General features: G+C 60.6%; 21 protein-coding genes and 1 other RNA gene. 13 read left to right on the forward strand and 9 right to left on the reverse strand.

Features of this window, described 5'->3' with window-relative positions; all coding sequences use genetic code 11:
- Positions 1 to 283: 283 nt before the first annotated feature.
- From QM780_RS11815 to QM780_RS11845, 7 genes are all read left to right on the forward strand, one after another.
- Positions 284 to 742 carry a hypothetical protein gene (locus QM780_RS11815; protein WP_415070664.1) on the forward strand — a complete coding sequence of 153 codons (459 nt, stop codon included), beginning with the start codon at positions 284 to 286 and terminating at the stop codon, positions 740 to 742.
- Positions 743 to 746: 4 nt separating this feature from the next.
- On the forward strand, positions 747 to 1430 hold the full coding sequence (locus QM780_RS11820; protein ID WP_415070665.1) for a MotA/TolQ/ExbB proton channel family protein: 684 nt from the start codon (positions 747 to 749) through the stop codon (positions 1428 to 1430).
- Entirely contained in the window at positions 1430 to 1894 is a 465-nt protein-coding gene (locus QM780_RS11825) for an ExbD/TolR family protein (protein ID WP_415070666.1), read from the forward strand. Before QM780_RS11820 ends, QM780_RS11825 begins: the two co-directional genes overlap by 1 nt.
- Before the next feature lie 18 nt (positions 1895 to 1912).
- Positions 1913 to 2635 (forward strand): energy transducer TonB family protein, encoded by a 723-nt coding sequence (locus QM780_RS11830; RefSeq protein ID WP_415070667.1) that lies wholly within the window; start codon positions 1913 to 1915, stop codon positions 2633 to 2635.
- A 207-nt stretch (positions 2636 to 2842) separates the two neighbouring features.
- Positions 2843 to 3685: a sensor histidine kinase gene (locus QM780_RS11835; RefSeq protein ID WP_415070668.1), complete on the forward strand. Its 843-nt coding sequence runs from the start codon at positions 2843 to 2845 to the stop codon at positions 3683 to 3685.
- A gap of 14 nt (positions 3686 to 3699) precedes the next feature.
- Positions 3700 to 5619 carry an ATP-binding protein gene (locus QM780_RS11840; RefSeq protein WP_415070669.1) on the forward strand — a complete coding sequence of 640 codons (1920 nt, stop codon included), beginning with the start codon at positions 3700 to 3702 and terminating at the stop codon, positions 5617 to 5619.
- A gap of 141 nt (positions 5620 to 5760) precedes the next feature.
- Entirely contained in the window at positions 5761 to 7206 is a 1446-nt protein-coding gene (locus tag QM780_RS11845) for a mannose-1-phosphate guanylyltransferase/mannose-6-phosphate isomerase (RefSeq protein WP_415070670.1), read from the forward strand.
- A gap of 6 nt (positions 7207 to 7212) precedes the next feature.
- Here the strand turns inward: QM780_RS11845 and pssA are convergent, their stop codons facing one another.
- The 7 genes from pssA to QM780_RS11880 all read right to left on the reverse strand — a co-directional run bounded on the left by pssA (position 7213) and on the right by QM780_RS11880 (position 13600).
- Positions 7213 to 8124: a CDP-diacylglycerol--serine O-phosphatidyltransferase gene (pssA, locus tag QM780_RS11850; RefSeq protein WP_415070671.1), complete on the reverse strand. Its 912-nt coding sequence runs from the start codon at positions 8122 to 8124 to the stop codon at positions 7213 to 7215.
- A gap of 75 nt (positions 8125 to 8199) precedes the next feature.
- Positions 8200 to 8913: a phosphatidylserine decarboxylase gene (locus QM780_RS11855; protein WP_415070672.1), complete on the reverse strand. Its 714-nt coding sequence runs from the start codon at positions 8911 to 8913 to the stop codon at positions 8200 to 8202.
- Positions 8914 to 8956: 43 nt separating this feature from the next.
- Positions 8957 to 10420 carry a Do family serine endopeptidase gene (locus QM780_RS11860; RefSeq protein ID WP_415070673.1) on the reverse strand — a complete coding sequence of 488 codons (1464 nt, stop codon included), beginning with the start codon at positions 10418 to 10420 and terminating at the stop codon, positions 8957 to 8959.
- Between the two features lie 130 nt (positions 10421 to 10550).
- Positions 10551 to 10736 carry a DUF2065 domain-containing protein gene (locus tag QM780_RS11865; protein ID WP_415070674.1) on the reverse strand — a complete coding sequence of 62 codons (186 nt, stop codon included), beginning with the start codon at positions 10734 to 10736 and terminating at the stop codon, positions 10551 to 10553.
- A complete protein-coding gene (gene hflC, locus QM780_RS11870; protein WP_415070675.1) occupies positions 10733 to 11629 on the reverse strand; it encodes a protease modulator HflC in 897 nt (298 codons plus the stop codon). Before hflC ends, QM780_RS11865 begins: the two co-directional genes overlap by 4 nt.
- Position 11630: 1 nt before the next feature.
- Entirely contained in the window at positions 11631 to 12830 is a 1200-nt protein-coding gene (hflK, locus tag QM780_RS11875; RefSeq protein ID WP_415070676.1) for an FtsH protease activity modulator HflK, read from the reverse strand.
- A gap of 245 nt (positions 12831 to 13075) precedes the next feature.
- On the reverse strand, positions 13076 to 13600 hold the full coding sequence (locus QM780_RS11880; protein WP_415070677.1) for a dihydrofolate reductase: 525 nt from the start codon (positions 13598 to 13600) through the stop codon (positions 13076 to 13078).
- A gap of 20 nt (positions 13601 to 13620) precedes the next feature.
- On the opposite strand from QM780_RS11880, the gene QM780_RS11885 reads away from it, so the two are divergent.
- Positions 13621 to 14322 (forward strand): hypothetical protein, encoded by a 702-nt coding sequence (locus tag QM780_RS11885; protein WP_415070678.1) that lies wholly within the window; start codon positions 13621 to 13623, stop codon positions 14320 to 14322.
- On the opposite strand, the gene QM780_RS11890 is transcribed toward QM780_RS11885, so the two are convergent.
- Together QM780_RS11890 and QM780_RS11895 are read right to left on the reverse strand one after the other, a co-directional pair.
- Entirely contained in the window at positions 14300 to 15094 is a 795-nt protein-coding gene (locus QM780_RS11890) for a thymidylate synthase (RefSeq protein WP_415070679.1), read from the reverse strand. The two genes, QM780_RS11885 and QM780_RS11890, sit on opposite strands and share 23 nt — an antisense overlap.
- Positions 15095 to 15127: 33 nt before the next feature.
- Positions 15128 to 15886 (reverse strand): lysostaphin resistance A-like protein, encoded by a 759-nt coding sequence (locus QM780_RS11895; RefSeq protein ID WP_415070680.1) that lies wholly within the window; start codon positions 15884 to 15886, stop codon positions 15128 to 15130.
- A 130-nt stretch (positions 15887 to 16016) separates the two neighbouring features.
- On the opposite strand from QM780_RS11895, the gene ssrA reads away from it, so the two are divergent.
- The 5 genes from ssrA to fumC all read left to right on the forward strand — a co-directional run bounded on the left by ssrA (position 16017) and on the right by fumC (position 19570).
- Positions 16017 to 16394: a transfer-messenger RNA gene (gene ssrA / locus QM780_RS11900) on the forward strand.
- An 88-nt stretch (positions 16395 to 16482) separates the two neighbouring features.
- The gene (locus QM780_RS11905) at positions 16483 to 17145 is read left to right on the forward strand and encodes an SspB family protein (RefSeq protein ID WP_415070681.1); all 663 of its coding nucleotides are present in this window, start codon (positions 16483 to 16485) and stop codon (positions 17143 to 17145) included.
- 17 nt (positions 17146 to 17162) lie between these two features.
- Entirely contained in the window at positions 17163 to 17588 is a 426-nt protein-coding gene (locus QM780_RS11910; protein ID WP_415072030.1) for a DUF1801 domain-containing protein, read from the forward strand.
- Between the two features lie 57 nt (positions 17589 to 17645).
- Complete coding sequence (locus QM780_RS11915) at positions 17646 to 18074, forward strand: DoxX family protein (RefSeq protein ID WP_415070682.1); 429 nt, start codon at positions 17646 to 17648, stop codon at positions 18072 to 18074.
- Positions 18075 to 18178: 104 nt separating this feature from the next.
- Positions 18179 to 19570 carry a class II fumarate hydratase gene (fumC, locus tag QM780_RS11920; protein ID WP_415070683.1) on the forward strand — a complete coding sequence of 464 codons (1392 nt, stop codon included), beginning with the start codon at positions 18179 to 18181 and terminating at the stop codon, positions 19568 to 19570.
- Positions 19571 to 19662 lie beyond the last annotated feature (92 nt).

A 19662-nucleotide genomic window follows, 5' to 3' on the forward strand; every position in this document is an offset into this window, starting at 1 on the left:
GTTGCCGAGCCGCAACCATGATCGGGAATTATTCTTGATCGTATTCGGGAAAAAGTCTTGATGCGCTGCGCTGGCAAAATCGGGGTTAAAAGCGCCAGCCTATCCCCTCGCAATAATTGGTCTAAATCAAAAATCCCCACCGGCGACGGATCTGCCTCGCCTTAACAATTTCACACTGGCAACGGCGAAACAAAGTAGCTACACGCGTTTTTGAAACCTCAATTCAAACGCCATGGAAAGTCTAAACGTGATCAGAACTCTGAAACGTTTCTCGATTTCTTGGATGCTTGTTCTTCCGGTCTGCCTGTGGGCAACATTGGCAAGCGCCGATCCGGATGATGACTCTCATTCGGACAAGGGACACGCGGCCGAGACTGCGGCGCCGCCGACCCCTGCGGGCCTGCACGTCGAATTGAACAAGCTCGAGCCTTCCGATAAGGGCTGCAGGGCCTATATCGTGGTCAACAACCTCGGCGATACGACGTACCAATCCTACAAGATCGACCTTGTCCTGTTCCAGACGGACGGCGTCATCGGCAAGCGGTTTTCGATCGATCTGGCGCCGCTGAAAGCGAAGAAGAAATCGGTCAAGCTGTTCGAGATCGACGCAATCCAGTGCGATAAAATCGGCTCGTTCCTCGTCAACGATGTGATGGAATGCAAGGCCGAGGGCGGGCCGGTTTCCGGCTGTCTCGATAATCTCAAAACGTCGACGCTGACCAACGTTCAACTTTCAAAGTAGTGCGATGAACCCGTTATTTTTGATGTCCGAAGAAATCGCCACGCGCGATCTCTCTATCCTTGGCCTTTTCCATCACGCCGACATCGTCGTGAAGTGCATCATCCTGGGGCTGCTCGCGGCCTCGGTGATCTGCTGGGCGATGGCGTTCGAGAAATTCGTCCGCGTCTGGATCCTCAATCGCGAAATCAGCAAGCTCGAGAAGAGCGGGCAAGCGGCGGCGCTGCCGCAGGCGCGCGCGAACAGCCTGATCGGAGCGGTTGGCGAAGCGGCGCGCACGGAATGGAGCGAGGCTGCGAGCGATGCGTCGACCGGCGAAGTGCGCGACCGGCTCGAGGTCGCGATGCGCGCCGCGGTCAAGCGCAAGCTCAAAAGCATCGAACAGGGCCTGCCGTTTCTGGCGACGCTTGGGTCGGCAGCGCCGTTCATCGGCCTGTTCGGAACGGTCTGGGGCATCATGAATTCGTTCACGGCAATCGCGCAGCAGAAGGACACGAGCCTTGCGGTCGTCGCGCCCGGCATCGCCGAAGCGCTATTTGCCACGGCCGTCGGTCTCGCTGCGGCCATTCCCGCCGTTATTTTCTATAACCAGATCACTGTCGCGCTCGGCCGCGCATCCGAACGTGTGATGCCCGCGATCGTCGGCATTGCCCGGACGATGTCGCGGCGCGGCCTGGAAGGTGCGAACTAATGGGAATGTCGGTCGGCAGCGGCTCGGGAGGTGATGACGACGACGGCTACAAGCCGCTCGCCGAAATCAACGTCACGCCCTTCGTCGACGTCATGCTGGTGCTGCTGATCATCTTCATGGTGGCGGCGCCTCTGATGGTGCAGGGCGTGCCGCTCGAGCTACCGAAAACGACCGCTTCCAAGGTCGGCGCACAGAAAAAGCCGATGGTCGTTTCGCTGGCACCGGACGGCAAGATCTACATTCGCGACGAAGAGGTGACGCGCGACACGCTCGTGCCCCGGCTCGAACAGATCAAGGCTCAGGAAGGCGATTCCGTCGTCTACGTCCGGGCCGACCGGAAGATCGCCTACGGCGATGTGATGGAGCTTCTGGGCCGGGTCGGTGATTCAGGATACGCCCGTGTCTCGCTGCTCTCTCAGCCGTCGCCGTCGTCGGCAAGTGCAGGGGCTACTGCCAACAACTAGAGACGAAAGCCGCCGGGAATGTACTTGCGAATTGCAGCCATTCTTCTGTCCCTGCTTGTTCACGGGACGATTGGCTACGCGATGCTTCCGCATTTGCAGGACACCGACATCCAAGCGATGGACGTCGGCAAAGGCATGGACGTCATGCTCGTTCAGGGCGCCAATGCGGATGTCGGCGTGACCAAGGGCGAAGCGGAAGCGGTGCACGAACAAGCCGAAATTACTCCGATGGTGGCAGCACCGCCGCCGCCGCCCGAAGAGAAGAAGCCGGATGAATTGCGCGACGTCATCGCGTCGGCGGAAAGCCCCGTCGAACAGACGGTCATCAAGGAGGACGAACCACCGCCGCCGCCCAATACGCCTCCACCGCCACCCGAGACCGCGAGGATGATCAATCAACCGGCGCAGGTCGCAGTGGTTGAGGCCGTTCAAAGCGCAGGGCAGGCTTCGGGCGGCGATGCGAAAGCATTCGGACGGTATATGAACGAGATCAACGAGCGTGTGCAGAAAGCCAAGCGGACCCCGGGCGTCGCCGCATCGGGCACGGTCGTGCTGCGCTATACGATCGGTCTCGACGGGCAGCTGCTGTCGAAAGAAATTGCTTCGAGTTCGGGTTCCAAGAGCCTCGACGAGGCGGCAGCCGCAGCGCTTGACCGGGCCGCACCGTTTCCGCCCATCCCGCCCGAAGTCAGCATCAAGCCGCTGGCCTTCACGCAGCCGTTCAAGTTCATCATGCGCTGAGACGCGACGCGGACCGCGGCAGTTCGTCAATCTGTGCCATTTTCGCGGAATTTTAAGGCGTTGCACGCCATAGTCGCCTGCTGCGCCGCGCTCGAAGATTAACCTCAGGTTAGGCAGTCACTCATAGATTACGGTGATTGCAGCCATCGCGTCGAGCGGCGTTTTATGATGTTTGGATCAGTTGGACAGGGAAAATCCAACTCCTTGATGGACGAGTACGCGTCGCTCCTGAGCGATGCCGTCTTGCGTCACCGCGCCCGAGTTGCCGAGCAAACCGCCCGCATCGAAGCCGAACTCGCGAGCAAGGTGAAATCCGAGTTCATCGCGAACATGAGCCATGAGCTCAGGACGCCCCTCAATACCGTTATCGGCTTTTCGAAGCTGTTGACGCAGCATAACGAACGACGTCTGCCCGACAAGGACATCGTCGAATACGCGGCACTTATCCATGACGCGGCCGAACACCTGCTTTCGGTCATCAACGACATCCTCGACATTTCGAAGATTCAAAGCGGGAAGTATACGCTCGATGCGCGGGAAGTGAACGTCGGCGAGATCCTTGCAGCGAGCGTCAACGCCTACAAGATGATGGCGAGCGAAGCACACGTCGATCTCAAATGCGAAATCGCCGCCGATCTGCCGGTGACGCGCGGCGATATGATGAAGTTGCGCCGGGTATTCATGAACATTATCTCCAATGCACTGAAGTTCACGCCGGCCGACGGCATCGTCGAAGTGATCGCACATCGCAGCGTCAGCGGCGGCACCATCGTCGCCATTCGCGACAGCGGTGTCGGCATGACCGCGCAGGAACTCGATGTGGCGATGACGCCGTTCGGACAAGTCGATGGCGGCCGCTCGCGATGGCGCGAAGGCGCGGGGCTCGGGCTTCCGATTGCCAAGGCGTTGATCGAGTTGCACGGCGGCCTGCTCGAAATCCGCTCGAAAAAAGGCAGCGGCACCGACGTCGTCATGGCTTTTCCGGCAAGCGAGAGCGTCACTGCAGCCTCATCGACACGCCGGTCTTCCGCAGGTGAACCCCTTTTTTGACATCCGGACCCTGAATGCAATCTGCCATCACACCGAACTTTGCGCATGAAGGCGCCGATGCTTCCATCGGCCGTATCGTGTCCGTCACCGGCTCGAAAGCCATCGTTCTTCTCGATGGCGGCAGCGGCAAGCTTGGCAGCGCATCCGACAGTCGGCCCGAAATGGGAACACTGCTCGCGATCGATACCGGGCGGACGACGGTACTCGCCATTGTCTCGGCTTTGAGCGTGCCGGTGCCGTCCCAGCGCGAAGGCGAGGGCGAAGTCTGGATCGCGGAACTGGGCCTTGTCGGAGAACTCGCCGGCGCTCAGGAAGGGACGCCATCCTTTAACCGCGGTGTCTCGGCCTATCCAGCGCTTGGCGATCGCGTGCGCCTTGCCCAGAAAGGCGAACTCGAAGCGACGTTCTGCGGCGATACGTCGGCGGCGGTCAGAGTTGGAACCATTCGTCAGGACGCAACGATCCCGGCGATGGTGCGCGTCGATGAACTGCTCGGCAAGCACTTCGCCATTCTTGGCACTACGGGCACAGGCAAATCCTGCACGACGGCGCTGATCCTGCGTTCGATCGTGGAAAAGAACCCGGCCGCGCACATCGTCCTGCTCGATCCGCACAATGAATACGCGACCGCGTTCAGCGAATGGGCGGAAGTCGTTTCCCCGCGCAACATGCAACTGCCCTATTGGCTGCTGACGTTCGAGGAGATCGTCGAAGTTCTGGTCGGCGACGGCGACCGCAAGGCGGAAATCGAAGTCCTTCAGGAACTCATCCCCGCCGCGAAAATCCGCTACAGCAACGGCCGCGCCGGAGAGCCCCCGCGGGCGCGGCGCGGGCTTGGCGATTCCAGCCGCTACACCGTCGATACACCCGTTCCCTATCGCATCTCGGATATCGTTTCGCTGATCGACGAGCGTATGGGCAAGCTCGAGAACAGACGCGATCTAGCGCCCTATCGCGCGCTCAAGAACCGCATCGAGACGATTTCGCAGGACGGCCGCTACGCCTTCATGTTCGGCTCGCGCACGGTCTACGACGGCATGGCGCAGGTTCTCGGGCGGCTGTTCCGAGTGCCGGTCAACAACAAGCCGATCACTATTCTCGAGCTGACCGGCATTCCTTCGGAAGTCGTCAACGTCGTCGTCTCGGTTCTTTGCCGCATGACGTTCGACTTCGCGCTGTGGAGCGAAGGCCAGGTTCCTGTCACGCTGGTGTGCGAAGAAGCCCACAGATACGTGCCGGTGAATGCGACGCTCGGTTTCGAGCCGTGCAAGCGCGCGATCGCCAAAATCGCCAAGGAAGGCCGCAAATACGGCGCCTCGCTTTGCATCGTGACGCAGCGCCCGGCGGAAATCGATCCGACGATCTTGTCTCAGTGCAACACCGTGTTCGCGTTGCGCATGTCGAACGACCGCGACCAGGCCATCGTTCAATCGGCCGTCGCCGATACGGGAGCCGGGCTTCTGGAATTCCTGCCGTCGCTTGGTCAGCGCGAAGCGATCGCGTTCGGTGACGGCATGGCCTTGCCGGTGCGGATCAAGTTCGACGAGCTGCCGAAGCGCGCGCTGCCGAGATCGTCGACCGCGAATTTCTCCGAGAAGTGGCAATCGTCGCTCAACGATGAAGGCTTCCTCGACCAAATCGTCGAGCGTTGGCGCGCCTCGGGTATCCCGGCGAATTCGGAAGGCGGCGCACAGCTGGCAATGATGGCCGATGCCATCGGGCTTCAGGCGGCTCAGACGGAAGCGGCGCCGGCTCACAGCTACGTTCCCGATGCGCCTGCCTATCGGCCGTCGAGCGCTCCGCCTTCGCCCTATCCGAACGCACCGGTCGGTGGCCGCCAAACGCATCCGGCAGCTTCGCCATCGGCCGCGGTGCCCAATGCGGTCGACACGCTCAGATCGTTGCGCGAACGGCTGTCGCGTTCATCGAACTGAGACAATCCACGCTATGACATTGCCCTGCTCCGAGCGTTTGCGGGTTCCCGGGCGCAGGTGCAGCTTCGCGTGCCGAACGCTCTCTTGCGCTGCAAACAGCCGGGCTCTAAACATAAATTTTGAGGTTTTGAGGGGCGGTTGATGGGCCAAATTTATCCAGTGATTTTGTCGGGCGGTTCGGGAACCCGGCTTTGGCCGCTGTCCCGCTCGATGTACCCTAAACAGTTCATTCGTTTCTTCAACGGACAAGATACGTCGTTCCTGGGATCGGCACTGGCGCGCCTGCCCGTCAAGTCGGGTTTCGAACGACCAATTCTTCTTTGCAATAACGATCATCGTTTTCTCGTTCGCGAGGAACTCGAGCGCGCCGATATCGAAGCTCGCGCCATTATCCTCGAACCGATCGCGCGCAACACGGCGCCCGCCATCGTCGTCGCGGCTTTGATCGCACTCAAGGATGATCCTGGCGCCATTCTCGCCGTCATGCCGTCCGATCACGTGATCGCCGACGAAGCGCGCTTTGCGGCGTGCATCCGCGAGGCTGCCGCCGTCGCCGATACGGGCAAGCTCGTGCTGTTCGGCATCACGCCGACGGAACCGCATACCGGATATGGCTACATCAAGCGCGGCGCGGCTTTGCCCGGCTTCGACGGCCACGCGTTCCAGGTCGACAGTTTTGCAGAAAAGCCCAACCGGGCGACAGCGGAGGGTTATCTCGCCGACGGCTCCTATCTCTGGAACAGCGGCATATTCGCGCTTCACGCCCGGACATTTCTGTCCGAGATCGAGCGCTATGAACCCAAGATTTTGGAAGCGGCGAAAGCAGCGCTGGCGGATGCGAGCGAGGACTTGGGCTTTCTGCGGCTCGACAAGACCGGATTTGCGATGTCGCCCAACATCTCGATCGACTATGCGGTGATGGAAAAAACGCAGAAGGCCGCGATCCTGCCGATCGACGTCGGCTGGAACGACGTCGGCTCGTGGTCTTCGCTGTGGGACATCGCGCCTCGGGACGACAAGGGAAACTTCATCAAGGGCGAAGCGGTGCTGGAGGATACCTCGGGCTGCTACGTCCATTCAGAAAAATCGATCGTGTCGACGATCGGCGTCAACGATCTCATCATTGTCAATACGCCGGACGCGCTGCTCGTCGCCGACAAAAGCCGCACGCAGGATGTTTCGAAAGTCGTGCAGCGGCTGAAGCAATCGAACCGCAAGGAGCAGGAGCAGCACCTCAGGAATTACCGGCCGTGGGGTTACTTCGAGACGCTCAACATCGGGCCGCGCTTTCAGGTGAAGCTTCTGCATGTGAAGCCCGGCGGCAAGCTGTCGATGCAAATGCACCACCATCGCTCCGAGCATTGGATCGTGGTGCAGGGCACGGCGCAGGTTTCGATCGGGGAGAAAGAGCAGCTCGTACGCGAAAACGAGAGCGTTTACATTTTCGCGACGCAGTGGCACCGGCTCGAAAACCCCGGCAAGGTGCCAGTCGAAATCATCGAGGTGCAGATCGGCTCGTATCTCGGCGAAGACGACATCATGCGCACCGACGACATTTATCATCGCCAGCCGGAAGAGACGAAATAAGCGATCTTACTTCGGAGGATCGGTCGGGCGAAACGCGAAGATGCGCCCGGTCGGCTGCGGTTGCGCGGACGTGTCGCCGGACGGCGTACCGGGAGGGACCGCTGCCGTGGCGGCGCCCTCACCTTCGCACTTGTCGCGGAACGCGCGCCAACTTACCGGGATGAAGGCGAGGTAGAGACACGTCAGCACGGTCAAGGTTTCGTAGGGATAGGTGAAAAGAAACGCGACGACGCCGATGGCGACGACGAAGATCGGCAGCACCCACTCGCGGCCGACGCGCTCGCCGAGCAGCTTGCCGGAGTACGTCGGAATGGTCGACACCATCATGAAGGCGACGAAGACGGTATAGACGAGGACGATTTTCAGCGCCCACTGATCCTTGGTCTGCTCAAATCCCAGCTGATAGAGGTAAAGCGGCAGCAGGACAGCGATGGCAGCGGCCGGAGTCGGCATGCCCATGAAATAGTTCGACTGCCATTTGGGCTTTTCGTCTTCGAGCGCGGCATTGAAGCGCGCGAGGCGCAGCGCGGAGGCCAGCGCGAAGATCATCACGCAGATCCAACCGGCGCTTTTCAAGTCGCCGAGGCCCCAATTGAAAATGAGGAAGGCGGGCGCAACGCCGAAGTTCACGAAATCGGCCAAGCTGTCGAGTTCGGCGCCGAAGCGCGACGACGCCTTAAGAAGACGGGCGATGCGGCCGTCAATGCCGTCCAAGCAGGCGGCGAAGACGATGGCGGCGACCGCGAGATCATAGCGGTCTTCGATTCCCATGCGGATCGACGTCAGACCGGCGCACAGTCCGAGGAGGGTGAAGAAATTGGGCACGAGCATGCGGACGGGAACGCGACGATGCCGGAACAGAGAACGGCGGCGGCGGCGGCGCGTTTCGGTTTCGATGAATGGTTCGTCGGTATCCATGGCAGCCTCCTTGCCCCATGCGAATGCGCTTCATTCCGATCTTGCGCCAGCAGCGGCGCCGTCTGCTCGAGACGTTCAGGCCCGGCGCGCCTCGCGTTCAGGCTCCGCAGACTGAAGATCCGCGAAAACCGTTTCACCCGCAACCGCGCGTTGGCCGACGCTGACAAGGGCCGTCTTTCCGGGCGGAAGATAGATGTCCACCCGCGATCCGAAACGGATCAAGCCGAATCGTTGGCCGACGCCGAGCGTGTCACCGATCTGCGAAAAGGTCACGATGCGGCGGGCCACGAGACCGGCGATTTGCACCACGCCGATATCGCCATCGGTTGGCGTCTCGATGACGATAACGCGGCGCTCGTTGTCTTCGCTGGCCTTGTCGAGGGCGGCGTTGAGGAACTTGCCCGGGATATAAAGCGAGCGGACGATGCGTCCGGCGACGGGCGCGCGGTTGATGTGGACATCGAAGACCGAAAGGAACGTCGAGATGCGCACGCGCTCTTGCGGGCCCATGCCGAGTTCGGCCGGCGGGACGACCTTGTCGATGCCCGAGATCTTGCCGTCGGCGGCGGAGACGACGAGGCCGGGACGGAGCGGCGTCACGCGCAACGGATCGCGGAAGAAGTAGATGACCCAAGCCGTCACGCCGGCGCAGACCCAGCCGAGCGGCGGATAGAGAAAAAAGAACAGCAGCGTGATCGCGGCTGCGATCGCTATGAACTTATGTCCATCGGGATGCACCGGCGAAAGCTGATCAAAAATCGTATCGAGTAAGCCGTGACCCTCGGACACCAATTCCTCCTGGCGTGAATTTCAGATGGCGTTAGCACGCCGGTTACGACACCGGTACGGCAACGAAGCGAAGGTCGCCCTTGGCGTCCTCTACCCGCAGCAGCACCGCCTTGCGGCCCGCCTTTTTCACCTTCTCGATGCTTTTTGCGACGTCGTCGGGATCGGAAACGGCGTCCTGCGCCGCCTCGACGATGACGTCGCCCGGCTTCAAACCCTTCCCGGCGGCAGGGCTTTGCGGATCGACGGATTCGACAACGACGCCTTTGACCGAGTCGTCGAAGCCGTATTTTTTGCGCAGCGCGTCGGTCAGAGGCGACAGCGACAGCCCGATGATGTCGGAGCCCTTCGGATCTTCGTCTTCGCTGTCGTCGTCGTTTTTCAGATCGCTGGCGTTGTCGTCGTCGTCCTGGAGACGGCCGACCGTCACCTGCATGGTCTGCTCTTTGCCCTTGCGCAGAAGCTCGACGTTGACCGCCTTGCCGATGGGCGCTTGCGCCACGATCTTCGGCAGACCACGCATGCTCGATACTTCCTTGCCATCGAATTTCAGGATGACGTCGCCCGGCTGCAGGCCGGACTTGGAAGCCGGGCCATCGGGGGTGACGGCGGCAACGAGGGCGCCTTCATTCTCCTGGAGGCCGAGGGTCTCGGCGATGTCGCCGGTTATGGATTGAATCTTGACGCCGAGCCAGCCGCGGCGGACCTCGCCGTACTGTTTCAGCTGGTCGATGACATTCGAGACGGTATCGGAAGGGACCGCGAAGCCGATGCCGATCGAACCGCCGGTCGGCGAGATGATCGCGGTGTTCACGCCGATCACGTCTCCATTCATGTTGAACAGAGGACCGCCGGAATTGCCTTTGTTGATGGCGGCATCGGTCTGGAGATAATCGTCGTAGGGGCCCGAATTGATGTCGCGGCTTTTCGCCGAGATGATGCCAACCGAGACCGATCCGCCGAGGCCGAACGGGTTGCCGATGGCCATGACCCAATCTCCGACCTCGATGGCATCGGAGGAACCGAACTTCACATCGACCAACGGCTTCTTCGGCGAAACCTTCAAGAGCGCGAGATCGGCCTTGGTATCGCGGCCGATGATCTTGTCGACGACGAGCTTGGAGCCGTCGTGGAAGTTGACGTCGATTTCCTCGGCGCCCTCGATGACGTGGTTGTTGGTGACAATCAGCCCTTCCTTGCCGTCGATGACGAAGCCGGAGCCGAGAGACGAAACCTTGCGGTCGCCGTGCGGGACGCCGCCCCGCTTGTTGAAGAAATCATCGAAGAAGTCTTCGAACGGCGCGCCTTTCGGCACCTTCGGCAACGGAGTGCCGGCGGGCCCCTTCACGGTCTGCGAGGTCGAGATGTTGACGACGGCATCGGAGAGCTTCTTGGCGAGTGGGGCAACCGAGGCGGGTCCATATTGGAACGTCTCCGCCCGGGCACCGACGGTCGCCAGCAGCAGACTCAATCCCAGGCCGATAAGAAGCGCCGAACCTGTCTTTAGCATTGCGAGGAACTCCAAGTCTGACCGGCACCGGTGGGATCGCCGCGGATCCATGCTAGCTCGCCCAACATCAAAGCGTGAACATGGCAAGGTAGCATACCGTGGAAGCGCGGGGATAACTTGGGGCTAGGGCTTATCCCCGGGCGAGCCAGACGACAAATACGCCAAGAGCCACTGCGGCGACGGCGCAGATTTGGATGCGGCCGGTCGAGAAAGTTGCAATCTCTTCAACGGCTCGCCGCGCCGTATGGGGCGCGGCGGCCCAAAGCAGGCCCTCCAGAACGAGGGCGATGCCGAGCCCGGCGAGGAGGTCGTTCATCTCTGCGCCGGGGCGCCCGAAGCAGCCGCCTTACCTGTAGGATCTTCAAAATACCGGAAGAATTCGCTGTTGGGCGACAGCAGCATGCGGGTGTCGTCCGGTTTCAGCGCCGTCGAATAGGCCTGCATCGAACGATAGAAGCGGAAGAAGTCGGGATCCTGACCGAAGGCTCCGGCGAAGATACGGCTGCGCTCGGCTTCGCCGTCGCCGCGAATTTCGTCCGACTTCTGCGTCGCGGTCGCCTTGATGATCGTCACGTCCTTGTCGGCGTTGGCGCGGACGCGATTGTTCTCGGCTTCGCCCTGGGCGCGAAGCTCGGTCGCCTCACGGACGCGGTCGGCGCGCATACGGTCATAGACCTTCACGAGGTTCTCCTGCGGAAGATCGGCGCGCTTGATGCGAACGTCGACGACTTCGAGGCCGTAGTCCTGGCCTTCCTTGTTCACCTTGGCGGCGATTTCCTTCATCAGGGCTTCGCGCTTGTCCTTCACGACTTCCTGAAGGGTGGCGGAGCCCAAGACGCGGCGGATTTCGGATTCGATCAGCGGTCCGACGACCTCGCGCACGCGTTCCTCGTTGCGGACGTTCTGATAGAACTTCAGCAAGTTGACGATGCGATAGCGCGCGTAGGCATCGACGATGAGACGCTGCTGATCGGCGGCGGTCACTTCCTGCTCGGTCGTATCGAGATCGAGGATGCGCTTGTCGAATTTCTCGACCGTATCGATGAACGGCACCTTCCACTTGAGGCCCGGCGTGGTGACGGCGGGAAGCGGCTCACCGAAGCGCAAGACGAGGGCCTGCTCGTTCTGGTGAACGATGAAGGCCGAGGAATAGAGCGCCAAAGCGCCAAGGCCCAAGATGGCCAGAATGAAAGCGAAGAACGAACGCATGTTATTTCGCTCCATCCGTATTATCGGTCGAGGGCTGATCGGTATTGCGCTTCTGCAGCTGCTCGAGCGGCAGGAACGGTACGACGCCCTGGCCATTGCTCTTCTGATCGATGATGATCTTATCGGCGCCAGTCAGCACCCGCTCCTGCATTTCGAGATAGAGCCGTTCGCGCGTAACGTCGGGCGCCTTCTTGTATTCGTCGTAGACCTTCAGGAAGCGCGCGGCCTGACCCGTCGCTTCGGCGACGGTCTGGTCGCGATAGCCTTCGGCGGCGGCGATGATGCGGTCGGCGTCGCCGTGGGCGCGCGGCACGACCTGATCGGCATAGGTCTGCGCCTGTTTGATCAGCGTCGCCTTTTCCTGAGCGGCGGCGGCGACGGCGCGGAACGAGCCGATGACTTCCTCGGGCGGATCTACTTCTTTCAACTGCACCTGATCGATCTTGATGCCGGCGCCGTAGTAATCGAGCGTCTTCTGCATCAACTGCTGAACGGCTTCCTGCGTCTTCTGGCGGCCGCCGGTCAGCAGCGGCTGCAGATCGGATTGGCCGACGACCTCGCGCATGGCGCTTTCGGCCACTTCGCGGACAGTCGTTTCAGGCTGAGCGATGTTGAACAGGAACTGCTTGACGCCGGTGTCGCCGTCGAGCGCGTCCTTGTCCTTTTCGAGCTTGATGCGCCAGAACACGACGAAACGGACATCGACGACGCTGCCGTCGCCTGTCAGCATCAAGCCGCTGTCGCGAGCGCCGATGACGCTGCGGCCGGCGCCGACCTCGATGGTGCGCTGCTGTGTGACTTTCGGCAGGCGGACTTCTTCGATCGGATAAGGCAGACGCCAGTGCAAGCCCGGTCCTTCCCAGCGATTGTACTCACCGAAGCGAAGAACGATGCCCTGCTCGTCGGGATTGACGCGGAAGAAGAAGCCGTAGAACGCGACGCCCGCCAACAGCAGCATCGCGATGAAGAAGATAAACGGTTTGGGCACGCCGCCTCCGAAGCCACTGCCGGTGCCGCCATTGCCACCGCCGCCACGCATTACCTGGCGCATGCGGTCCTGGCCGCGGCGCAGAATTTCATCGAGATCGGGAGGCTCCTTGCCGCCGCCACCTTGCGGTCCCCAAGGCCCTTGGCCCCACGGTCCGCCGCCTTTGCGGCCGCCGTTTCCCCCGCCACTACCGCCTTGACTACTCCAGGGCATAAATCAGGGCCTCTTTCGGATATGAGTTGAAAGTTGAGATCGTGCCCCCCTTGGCCTTTCGAGATGTCGTCGGCGCCGAGGTGACGCCCGATCTAAGAACACGCACTGCAAAGGCCTGAGCAACGTAGATAAAACCGGATTTGGCGGAGCTTATAGGGCAGCGCCCCTCGGATCGCAAATTCCCGTTCGTTTGGCTAATCGCAATTTGGGGCCTGGGCCCGCGCCTTCAAGGGCAACTTGGCCATTCAGGCGCCGGGCTTGCGGCGATCGTAAATAAAAAGGGTCGAGGGATGGTCGTCGCGCGGACCGTGCGAGAGCGTTTCCCGGCTTGTTTCCTGCCATTCGGCGGGATCGAGAGCCGGAAAATGGCGGTCGCCTTCGACATTGGCGTGAACACGGGTCAGATAAATCCTATCTGCAACGGGGAGCGTCGCATCGAAGACCGCGACGCCGCCGATAACCATGATCTCGTCGGCGCCACGCGTCTTGGCGAGGATGCGGGCCAGCGTCAGGGCATCGGTGATCGTTTCGCACGTCGAAACGCCTTCGACCTCGAACGCGGGATCGCGCGTGATGACGATGTTATCGCGGCGATCGAGCGGCTTGCCGATGGACTGAAAGGTCTTGCGGCCCATGATGATGGGCTTGTCGATCGTCAGCCTGCGAAAGGTCTTGAGATCGGAGGACAGGCGCCACGGCAGTCCGCCGTCGCGACCGATGACGCCGTTTTCGGAGACGGCAACGATGAGGGAAATGAGAAGCTCGTTCATGGCCGAGCGCATAGCATCTTTTGTTTGCGCTTTGCGACTCCCCTGCGAAGAACCGGCCGCAAAGTGCCGAAATCACAATTACCGTCATCCCGGCGAAGGCCGAGGATCCATCGGGCTGTTGGCGCGACGCTCGTCCGTTTGAGGATGACGCTCTCGCCCGGCTGCGGACAGCGACTCATGTTCTGAAACGTCGTGCTTCCGAGCGCTTCGCTTTAATCCAGAACCGAGATTCCAACATCTTTCTTGCGACCGTCATTGTGCGGAATGGAGAATCGCTGTCGGGATGTTCTCATAAAATAACTAAAGGGCTTTTTGCATCAATGATAACGAGAGCAACTATTTTAGGGATGGTGGTGTTATTCGTTTCTGCCTGCGCGAAATCTCCTGACAGCATTTCCCCGGCTTATGTAAGCGAAGTCGGCTACCAAAATTGGAGCTGTACTCAACTTGCTGAAGAAAGTTCGCGTCTTTCGACTGCGCTGGCGAGCGCCTCAGTTCAACAGGAAAATGCCCGAACCACCGACACCGTAGGCGTGATTTTGATCGGTCTTCCCGTTTCCAGCCTTTCGGGCGATAATATCGCTCCTGAAATCGCAAGGCTTAAAGGGGAAACTGAAGCCGTAAGAAAAGCTTCGCTGATTAAGTCATGCGGATCGCCTGCCGCTTCGACACGTGCGCCGCTTGTTACGTCCAGCATTTCTAAACCGCAACAGGCGCCTTGATGTGCGGGTGCGGATCGTAGCCTTGAAGCTCGAAGTCTTCGTATTTGAAATCGAAGATAGAGGTCACGGCGGGATTGATCTTCATCGTCGGTAGTGCGCGCGGCGTGCGCGAGAGTTGCAAGTCGGCCTGCTCGATGTGATTGAGATAAAGGTGCGCATCGCCGAAGGTATGCACGAACTCGCCGGGCGCGAGGTCGGTCACCTGCGCCATCATCATCGTCAGCAGCGCGTAGCTTGCGATGTTGAACGGAACCCCCAAGAAAATATCGGCGGAACGCTGATAAAGCTGGCACGACAGCTTGCCGTCGGCGACGTAGAATTGGAACAGGCAGTGGCAGGGGGCGAGCACCATCTTCGAGAGATCGCCGGGGTTCCAGGCCGTCACGATGATGCGGCGGGAATCGGGGTTGCGCTTCAGATCGGAAACAGCATTCGTGATCTGGTCGATGGTCGAGCCGTCGGCAGCTTCCCAGCTTCGCCATTGCTTGCCGTAAACGGGACCGAGATTGCCTTCGGAGTCGGCCCACTCGTCCCAGATGCTGACGCCGTGCTCCTTTAAATACTGGGTATTGGTCGCGCCGGCGAGAAACCAGAGCAGCTCAATGATGATCGATCTCACATGGAGCTTCTTCGTCGTGACGAGTGGAAAGCCCTCGGCCAGATCAAAGCGCATCTGGTGGCCGAAGACCGACAGCGTACCGGTGCCGGTGCGGTCGGATTTCGCCGTGCCGTGATTGCGCACGCGGCGCAGAAGATCGAGGTATTGCTGCATGGGGTCGAGACTTATGCGATTCTTCGGCGTCCACTAGCCCGCCGTTAGAGCGTTGTTGGGCGCCAACACCATAAGCAAAATGATAATCGAGTTGTAGACGCCATGGCAGATGACTGGCGTCAGCAGAGTGCCCGTCCGCTCGCGCAGCCAAGCGAGGTACAAGCCGATGAGCGCGATCGCGCCGAGGCCGTAAACCGAATAATTGGCGTGCAGGAGCGCCCATGACAGGGCGGTTACGATCGCAGCGCCGATAAATCCCAGCGGCGATGCTCTCAGCGCGCCGAAAATCAGACCGCGAAACAGCAGCTCTTCCGCCAATGGCGCGCCGATGCCTGCGGCCAGAAGGATGAGCCACCACGTCCGCGACTGCATCATCTCGGAAAACGGCTGAAGATCGTGGCGCAGCGCTTCGGGGTTGAAGACGAAAACAAGGGACGCGAAGCACGTCGCGAGCGAAATCAGGGCGAGCGCGGCGAGCGCGATCGTCGCGATCCCGCCGGGCGGCGCGGCGAAATTTATAATGCTCGCGCCGGTTGTGCGCCGCCGGTAGGCATCGATCAGCAGCACAGAAATGACCGTGACCGCCTGGAAAGCGAAAAGTGAGGCCGCAACTCTGCCCGTCAGCAGCGCTTCGATTTCGCCGGGCCGAAATGCTCTCGCCTCGTGGATCTGCGCCCAGCCGTCGAACAAAGACGCCGCGGCATAGCCCGCTGCCGTCGCGCCGAGGATGATTGCGCCTGCGAGAACCGCCGTGGCGATGACGCCTTTCCAGGCCTGAATTCCGTTTTCCACTGTGGTTTTACCTGGCGACTAGTCTCTGGTCCCGAGCGTACGCGATGCAACAGTTACCCTATACGGGCGCGCATTTATCGTCGCCGCCCGGTCACAGGTTTTTCGGGACCGGCAACGCTGCGCTGTCGAAACGCTTTTTTTCGTAACCGTTGCCCCCTATATTCCAAGGGCTGGCTTGCCAGCTATGGCGATAAACGCGGTCGTAATAAGCCGATCGGACCCGGGGGCGGTACCCGGCGCCTCCACCATATGCCGCCTTTCCTCGCGCATCAGGCGAACAAGGCGGCATCTGCTGGGGGCGAAATAGGATCGACGAAGGTGTAAAGGACTTTGCTTTTGCCCGGCATGATACCACCGTTATCGGGTCATTCAGAATAGTTGCCAATGACAACTATGCTGAGGCCGCTCTCGCTGCGTAATGCAGCGCGACTAGCCTGAACTTGAAGCCCTTATCCCTAGCAGGATAAGGCGCGGTCCGGAGGGCACCGGGCAACAGAAGCCCTCCACCTTGCATCTTCGAGCCGGCGCGGGCTTGACGGGGCGGCAAATCTGATTTCAGAGGTCAGATGGTTTTGAATGGAATTGAAGGCTGAGGCATGGCATCGGGGCCGTCCATAGACTACGCGAAGCTGCAGCAAGAGGCGATGCGCGGCGTCGTGCGCTCTGTTCTGCAACAGGTCATCAAGACGGGATTACCCGGCGACCATCACTTCTATATCTCCTTCCATACGCAGGCGCAGGGCGTGATCCTGTCGAAGCGTCTGAAGGAGAAATATCCAAACGAGATGACGATCGTGCTTCAGCATCGCTTCTGGGACCTGATCGTCTCGGAGGATCGGTTCGAGGTGAAGCTGACGTTCGATGGAATCCCTGAGCGCCTTGTCGTGCCTTTCTCGGCGATCAAAGTCTTCATCGATCCCTCCGTTCGCTACGGCCTGCAATTCGACGAAGAGGCGAGCGACCGCGAGAGCGCGCCGGCGCCGCGGGCGCTGACGGCGGATGCGACCTACGACGACAGTTCGGAAGCACCCCGCACACAGACGAAGAAACCGCGCACGCCACGAAAGCCGCGCGCAGACAAGGATGCGGCGAGCCGGTCTCCGCAGCTCGCGGCCGTCGAGACGTCGCAAGCCTTGCCGCCAAATCCGGAGCCAGCAACCAAAGCCGGCGAGGCGGTTGCAAAGGACGGCGATGACGCGGCGGAGAAGCAGCCCGAAGGCGCGAAGATTCTCAGTCTCGATCAGTTCAGGAAGAAATAGACCAGCGGGCTTCGATGATGAAGAAGCCGTCAAAAACCTCGAAGGAAGCGACGGCAGACGCCTCCCCGGCTCAACTCATCGACGCGCGCATCAAAGAGCTAGGCGACTGGCGTGGCACAGCGCTTGCGCGCGTTCGCGCTCTTATTCATCAAGCTTGTCCCGGCGTCGCAGAAACATGGAAGTGGCGTGGTGTTCCGGTCTGGGAGCGCGACGGCATCATCTGCACCGGCGAGACTTATAAAGCCATCGTAAAATTGACCTTTGCGAAGGGCGCTTCGCTGGCGGACCCTTCGGGCCTTTTCAACTCAAGCCTCGAAGGAAACGTTCGTCGCGCCATCGATATTCGTGAGGGCGATCAAATCAACGCGAAGGAGTTCAAGGCCCTCATTCGTGGAGCGGTGGCTCTCAATCGATCGAAGAAAGCAAAGAGCAAGAAACGATAAGCGGGCGGCTGAAGCCAGCGACGCGCGGTTCGCAAAGGCTAAACTCGGAAGGTTGCCATGAACGATATTTTCGCCTGTGAGAAGCTGAGGGATCCCCTCATCCTGTTGTCGCGCATTCTTCTGGCGCTTCTCTTCATCATTTTCGGATGGCAGAAGCTCGTTGGGTTTGGCGCGACGGAAGGATATTTCACCCAGCTCGGACTGCCGCTGCCGTTCGTCGCGACGATAATCGCAGTTGTCATGGAGTTCTTCGTTGGCGTCGCGATCGTGCTCGGGTTCTTTACGCGGCCACTTGCGATACTGCTCGCATTCTACACGCTGGCGACCGCGATCGTCGGTCACGCGTTCTGGACCATGACCGGGCAAGCCGCCATCGAGTCCGAGATCAACTTCTACAAGAACGTCGGCATCATTGGCGGGCTGTTCCTGCTCTACGTGACAGGTCCCGGCCGGTTCTCGTTGGACCGAATCTTGAAGCTCGCTTGAACAACGCAATGGAGTCGCGACGCTAAAAATGCTCGACAAAGCGGGTTCCATGCGCGACGAAGCTCGGAAAACCGGCATCCGCAAATGAAATGGGACCCGACGACATGAGCAAGACCCGCACCGAGACCGATACGTTCGGGCCCATCGAGGTCGAAGCCGACAAATACTGGGGGGCGCAGGCGCAGCGCAGTCTCGGCAATTTCAAGATCGGCTGGGAGAAGCAGCCGGCGGCGATCGTGCGGGCGCTCGGCGTCGTCAAGCGGGCGGCGGCCGAGACCAACTTCGCACTCGGTAAGCTCGATCCGAAAATCGCGGAAACGATCATCAAGGCGTCGCAGGAAGTGATCGAGGGCAAGCTCGATGCGCATTTCCCGCTCGTCGTCTGGCAGACGGGCTCGGGCACGCAATCGAACATGAACGCCAACGAGGTGATCTCGAACCGGGCGATCGAAATGCTCGGCGGCGAGATGGGCTCGAAGAAGCCAGTGCATCCCAACGATCACGTCAACATGAGCCAGTCGTCGAACGACACCTACCCGACGGCGATGCACATCGCCTGCTCCGAAGAGGTGGTTCACCGGCTTATTCCGGCTTTGCAGAAGCTGCGGAACGCCCTCAACGACAAGGCGCAGGCGTGGGCGAAGATCATCAAGATCGGGCGCACGCACACGCAGGACGCGACGCCGCTGACGCTCGGTCAGGAATTTTCCGGCTACACGACGCAGGTCGAGAACGGCATCGCGCGCATCGAGCAGACGCTGCCGAAACTGATGGAGCTGGCGCAGGGCGGCACGGCGGTCGGCACCGGCCTCAACGCACCGAAAGGTTTCGCCGAAATGGTCGCGGAGCGGATCGCGGCGATCACGCAGCTGCCGTTCAAGTCGGCGCCGAACAAGTTCGAAGCACTCGCGGCGCACGACGCGATGGTGTTCTCGCACGGCGCGATCAACACGGTGGCGGCGTCGTTGTTCAAGATCGCCAACGACATCCGGCTGCTCGGATCAGGCCCTCGTTCCGGTCTCGGCGAGCTGTCGCTGCCGGAAAACGAGCCGGGCTCGTCGATCATGCCGGGCAAGGTTAACCCGACACAGTGCGAGGCACTAACGCAGGTCTGCATTCAGATCTTCGGCAACAATGCGGCCATCTCGTTCGCAGGCAGCCAGGGCCATTTCGAACTCAACGTCTACAATCCTGTGATGGCCTACAATTTCCTGCAGTCGGTGCGCCTGATGAGCGATGCGGCGATTTCATTCACCGACAACTGCGTCGTCGGCATCGAGCCGCGTGAGGACAACATCAAGGCAGGGCTCGAGCGCTCGTTAATGCTTGTGACGGCGCTGGCTCCGAAGATTGGCTATGACAATGCCGCAAAAATCGCAAAAACCGCGCACAAGAAGGGCACGACGCTGCGCGAGGAAGCCGTCGGCGGCGGATACGTGACAGACAAAGAGTTCGATGAAATCGTGCGCCCCGAAAAGATGGTCGGACCGGAATGACGATCAGGCGACGCGCGTGTGATGTTGCGGCGGAACGGCGCTTGCCGCATAAAATGCACAGCGGCGTTTGACGGGTTTGTGCCGGTGCTCCT

This window comes from Hyphomicrobium sp. (assembly GCF_047600905.1).
GTDB lineage: Bacteria > Pseudomonadota > Alphaproteobacteria > Rhizobiales > Hyphomicrobiaceae > Hyphomicrobium_B.